Raw genomic sequence first — 4,448 nt, 5'->3', positions numbered from 1 at the left:
ATCTTGATGGTTCTCCCGTCGGCATTGAAAGGCGTTCCCACCGCTATGGGAGCTTGCGCGCCGTCTATGAGGATAGACTTGAGGGCAAGTTCGAACGTGGGTTTCGAGCCTTTCTGCGTTTTTCCACCGGGCAACAATATGCTGCCGCCATCGGTTTGCGTGAGGTTGAAGACGAACGAAGCCGTTGTTTCGCCCCAGTTTAGGAACCTTGGCGGCACGCGCTTAAACGTTAGCGTGTGCTCGTTGGCGCGGTATTCGTAAAGCAGGCCGCGCAGGGGAATGCGCAAAGTGGCCTCCGTTCCACCGTTGTCTGTGGGCAGGAGCAGTTCGGGTTGTGAGAAATTGGCCACCTCGTTGTGCAGGTCGAACCACAGGTAGGTGTTGCTTTCGTCTATCACGAATATCTTCGAAAGCAGCAAGCGTTGTCGGCATCCATCTCAGAGGGTTGCGCCTGTTGGAAAGTGTCGTTGTCGTCTAGCTCCCGACCGATGCACCCCGAAAGGGAAAACAATAGCGAGAGCAATATGGCTAGCAACTTAAAGCGTGGCATAGGGCTCATTTTTTCGGGGTTAGGGTTATTTGCTTAAAGGGTTCGGGATAGCTTGCTTCGAACGTTTTGTCGGCATACGAGGTTAGGAATTGCTTGATTTGAACGAACAACCCGATGCGGGGCTGGCTCAAAACGAGGTTCTTGCCATTACGTTGATAGGTAAACTCGTAGTACCATTCGCGCTTCACATCACCATACCCATCAGAGAAGTTGGAAGTATTCTTCATTGGGATGCGGAAGAATATCTTGTCGCCGTAGGTGGCGTAGCGCATGGGCGTTTCGCTCATGTTAGCTTCGAGCCAGTCGCCATCGCCGTTGAAGCGTTTGCTGTATTCCTCAACGGCAGGCAAAAGAAAGAAACGTTGGGCCTTCACTGTATTGTCGGCATTAAGCGTAAAGTCGAAGGCGAACTCTTTCATCGACTTGTACACGCCCTCGTTCAGGTCGGCAACGTTTTCTCGAATGCTGTCTATGTCGAACGTCCAGGTCCATTGTGTGCCGGTGATGTCTTTGGGTGGAGCTTGCGTTTTGCTGCTCAATTGGTCTACATACTTCTGTGTTTCTTTGTCTACCTGTGCCACAAGTTCTTTCAATCGTTGGTATCTCTCGCCGCTACGCAGGCGGTAGGGCAGCTCGTAGAGCGTGCTTCCGCTCGAGATGAGCAACTGGTTGCGCGCAATGTACATGTCGAACAGCGTGTTTTGGCTCATCTTTGAAGGTACGTCGCGAGCGTCTCTGTTAAGTCTTACGGCAATTTGCACCAGTGTTTGAAAGGCGCGGACATCGTCGTCGGCCAGTAGGTTGTGGTCGTCGGTTACGAGATCGCTTAGCACGAATTTGTTAAACTGCTCCTCGGCTTTGTCTGGCGACTCGAAGGCGAGGTTGAAAAGTTGGTCGAATTTGTCGGCCAGTTGCTGTTTGGCCACAAGTGCGCGCTCGTTTTCGTCTAGCTCGGACGTGGTGCAGCCTACAAGGAAAAAGGCGAACAGGCCTGTAAATGCGATGGCAAACCAACGCTGGGCTTGGATGAGTGCTTTGTTTGAGTTTGGCATAGTTGTTCTATTTTTTGATTTAGTTTGTGGGGATAGGGTTGGTCCTGCCGTCATTTAGCCGCTTCAACATTCACCACCACTGGTAGGATGTTGGGCAAGATGCGCAGAACAAGCTTGTTGTCTTTCCACGTTCCTTCGGCAGTAGCTTTGTCGGTTTCAAACCCATTGGGGTTTGGGATGGCTATTCCACCAGGCAACTGCTTTGGATCTACCGAACTCCCGTTGTGAGGCGCAGCCTTAAAATACCCCTTTATTGACTTAAGTGCAACGGCTCCGTTCTCTCCTGGGGTGGCAACGAAAGTAAAATCGACGGTCATGTCGAAAGGCATGCGTGCCGTTTCGCTAGGTTTGCCATTTCCATCAAGGAAAGGCGCGTTGAAGTTCTCGTAGTGCATGCGCACTTGTTGCGTACCTGCCACGCGCTCTATATATATGGTGTGCGGCCCTTCGGCCATTTTTTTGTTACCCATTGTGGGAGCTATGGTGGCCTTGTATGTACCTGCCATGCTATTGACAACTGCTTCGCTTACACCTTCATTGTCGTCTGATTTGCTACAAGCTGTGGTAAGACTCATGGCCAGGGCGAACATGATGAACAGCGCGGAAAGATTTTTTAAACTTGTAATTCTCATTTATCTATAGGTTTTTAGCCCCAACATAAGATGGAGCAAGGTGAATAATATTGGCTGACGTATGGACAAACATATTGTTTGCCACGTGTTTTCGGCGTAGGCACAGCCGTTTTCCATGCGCCGATAAGCGGTTATGGCGTTGGTATTTGCTTCTTACCGTGCCACCTGATTTTCATCGGAACGGGCAACATCAGGTCGATGATGGCGTATATTTCGCCTTTCGATTTGATGTAAAAGCCCTCCATTTCGGCATCGTCGCTTTCGGGAAGCGGCAGCCCGATGGTTTTTCCGTGGTCGCTCGTATGCACCGAGCCGTCTTTGCCTGCAAGGCGGATGGTGTCGCTAGGCGTGTCGGTGAGCACCAGTTTCATGTTTATCGACATGTAGAGCGGCATGAACTGGGTGTGGAAGTCTACCACACGGAGTTGCAACCACCCGTTGTTGTTTGCGGTGAGCGGCACTATTGCATCGCCGCCTGTAAAGTAAAGGCGGGGCGTTGTGCGGTCGGCATCGTAGTAAATAAGGTCGAGGCGCGAGTCGTACAGCCCTGCCACAAGTTTGGCTTGCGCTTGGGTGTGCAGGTTAGAGTCGGCATATTCGTTGCGGTTGGGCAGCAGTTGGTCGGCCTGTTCCAGGTCGGGCGAGCGCATGTCGTCGGTGCATGCCCCCACAAACGTTGTTGTAAGGAGGGCCAGCGCAAACCCAATGGCCGCCCCGCGCAGTTGGGATATGTTGTGTGCAACCATCGCTAAGCCCGTTTTCGCGCTACCATCGAGATGGCTTGGATGTTCTTGTCGTGCTTCCTAAATATGCTCCGCATGTGCAAAACGCGTTTCCGGGCAGGGGCATTGCGAAGCATGCGCCAAACGATGCGCAGGAAACCGCCCCATCCTTCGTCGGCCACCACGCGGCGCCATTCCAGCAGGTGCATCGGACTTTGTTTCGTCCATACCACCTCAAAGCCGTTTTCTTCAAGCACGGCGCGCCATGCCGAGAGCGTTAGTGGGCGCACATTGGTCTTGATGCTATGTGCAAGGTCCTTCTCAATGGTGCGTTGTAGCTCGGCACCCGCGTCGTCGGGGCAGATTACGATTTCGTGAATGGCGTACAGTCCGCCCGCTTTCAGCAGTCGTGCCGCCTCTCTTACGATGGCGTTTTTCTGCGGTGCGCTCTGCATGGTGAGCATCGCCTCGCCGTACACCTTTGTTGCGCAGGCATCGGGCAGCCCTGTTTGTGCGGCATCGGCCGCCACTACGCGTATGTTGGCGTAGTTTACGTTGTGCCGAACACGGCTGGCGGCCTCTTCGTTCAGCTCTACGGCGGTGTACGAGTGTGGCTTATGGGCTACGGTTAGGCGTGCCGTTTGCCCCAATCCTGGTGCAAACTCCACCACGTCGTCCGTCTCGTTGATGTTCATTGCCTCTAACATTTGGGCGGTAAGTTCGCGTCCTCCTGGTCTAAGCACCCTTTTTCCAAGTTTGGCAAGCACCCAATGGCCTTGCTCCATGTTCATTTTTTTCTCGGTCATGATGGTTATTTGTTAAGTTCAACGGTGTAAAACATTTCTGTTGATTAAGGCGGCAAAGCCTACATTTGCCACGTTATGCCCCCAAATATGCAGCGCGGCTGGGCGGGAATGAAGAATGCCATCTGCTTTGCAGAGAAGTTGGGGAAGGGGATGGGCGGGTTATGTATCTCGTCGCTGATAACGTAGCTGGAGGCGTAACGGCTGTTGGCCACGTTCTTCATCTCCACGTATAGGCTGATGTTTTTGCCCAGTGCGTAGGCCGCACGCACGTTCCACACGCGGTATGCGGGCTGAAACATGGTGTTGGTGTGGTCGATGGGGGTGTCGCCTGGTTTCCATTCCACTTGTGCCGCAAGGCTAAGACCGCACGAATGCTCGTATTCGGCCGACAGGTTCAGATAGTGTTGGGGTATGCCCGCCAGGCGTTTGCCTTGGTATTTGCCGCCGCTGAAACGGAAGTCGCTGTAATCGTACACTCCGCCAAGGGTCAGCTTACCCGCGTTTATGCCCCACGGATTGTCGGCAATAACGGCGTTTAGCCCCACTTCCACGCCCTGATGTAGGGTAGTGGGATAGTTTTCGGTGCGCTTAATGCCGCGTACGTAGTCTTTCACTTCCAGTATTTCGTTGTGTACCCACGAACGGTAGGCGGCCACATTCCACGAAAAGCGTGTGGTCCGTCCCTT

The 4,448-nt window shown here is 53.2% G+C and carries 7 protein-coding genes; all 7 read right to left on the bottom strand.

Going from position 1 to position 4,448, the window contains the following annotated elements; translation table 11 throughout:
* A partial coding sequence (locus BN93_RS15190; RefSeq protein ID WP_232211209.1) for a hypothetical protein occupies window positions 1-398 on the bottom strand: 398 nt, incomplete at its 3' end.
* Complete coding sequence (locus BN93_RS18800; RefSeq protein WP_232211208.1) at window positions 395-550, bottom strand: hypothetical protein; 156 nt, start codon at window positions 548-550, stop codon at window positions 395-397. The genes BN93_RS15190 and BN93_RS18800, both read right to left, overlap by 4 nt.
* 5 nt (window positions 551-555) lie before the next feature.
* Window positions 556-1,602, bottom strand: coding sequence for a hypothetical protein (locus BN93_RS15185; protein WP_019189138.1), 1,047 nt, complete (start codon window positions 1,600-1,602; stop codon window positions 556-558).
* A 50-nt stretch (window positions 1,603-1,652) separates the two neighbouring features.
* Window positions 1,653-2,234, bottom strand: coding sequence for a hypothetical protein (locus BN93_RS15180; RefSeq protein WP_044261089.1), 582 nt, complete (start codon window positions 2,232-2,234; stop codon window positions 1,653-1,655).
* A gap of 131 nt (window positions 2,235-2,365) precedes the next feature.
* On the bottom strand, window positions 2,366-2,980 hold the full coding sequence (locus BN93_RS15175; RefSeq protein WP_019189136.1) for a hypothetical protein: 615 nt from the start codon (window positions 2,978-2,980) through the stop codon (window positions 2,366-2,368).
* A gap of 2 nt (window positions 2,981-2,982) precedes the next feature.
* The gene (locus BN93_RS15170) at window positions 2,983-3,762 is read right to left on the bottom strand and encodes a class I SAM-dependent methyltransferase (RefSeq protein WP_019189135.1); all 780 of its coding nucleotides are present in this window, start codon (window positions 3,760-3,762) and stop codon (window positions 2,983-2,985) included.
* 59 nt (window positions 3,763-3,821) lie between these two features.
* The coding region (locus BN93_RS16325; RefSeq protein WP_157462904.1) for a TonB-dependent receptor domain-containing protein at window positions 3,822-4,448 on the bottom strand (627 nt) is incomplete at its 5' end.

Source organism: Prevotella conceptionensis 9403948 (assembly GCF_000312305.1).
In the GTDB taxonomy this organism is placed as follows: domain Bacteria; phylum Bacteroidota; class Bacteroidia; order Bacteroidales; family Bacteroidaceae; genus Prevotella; species Prevotella conceptionensis.
The sequence above is the reverse complement of the archived record's forward strand: the minus strand, read 5'-3'. Positions and strand labels throughout refer to the sequence as shown.

Bases quoted from the DNA above. Each gene is read 5' to 3' on its own strand.
- BN93_RS18800 (WP_232211208.1), bottom strand. From the start codon at position 550: ATGCCACGCTTTAAGTTGCTAGCCATATTGCTCTCGCTATTGTTTTCC.
- BN93_RS15180 (WP_044261089.1), bottom strand. From the start codon at position 2,234: ATGAGAATTACAAGTTTAAAAAATCTTTCCGCGCTGTTCATCATGTTC.
- BN93_RS15175 (WP_019189136.1), bottom strand. From the start codon at position 2,980: ATGGTTGCACACAACATATCCCAACTGCGCGGGGCGGCCATTGGGTTT.
- BN93_RS15170 (WP_019189135.1), bottom strand. From the start codon at position 3,762: ATGACCGAGAAAAAAATGAACATGGAGCAAGGCCATTGGGTGCTTGCC.
- BN93_RS15185 (WP_019189138.1), bottom strand. From the start codon at position 1,602: ATGCCAAACTCAAACAAAGCACTCATCCAAGCCCAGCGTTGGTTTGCC.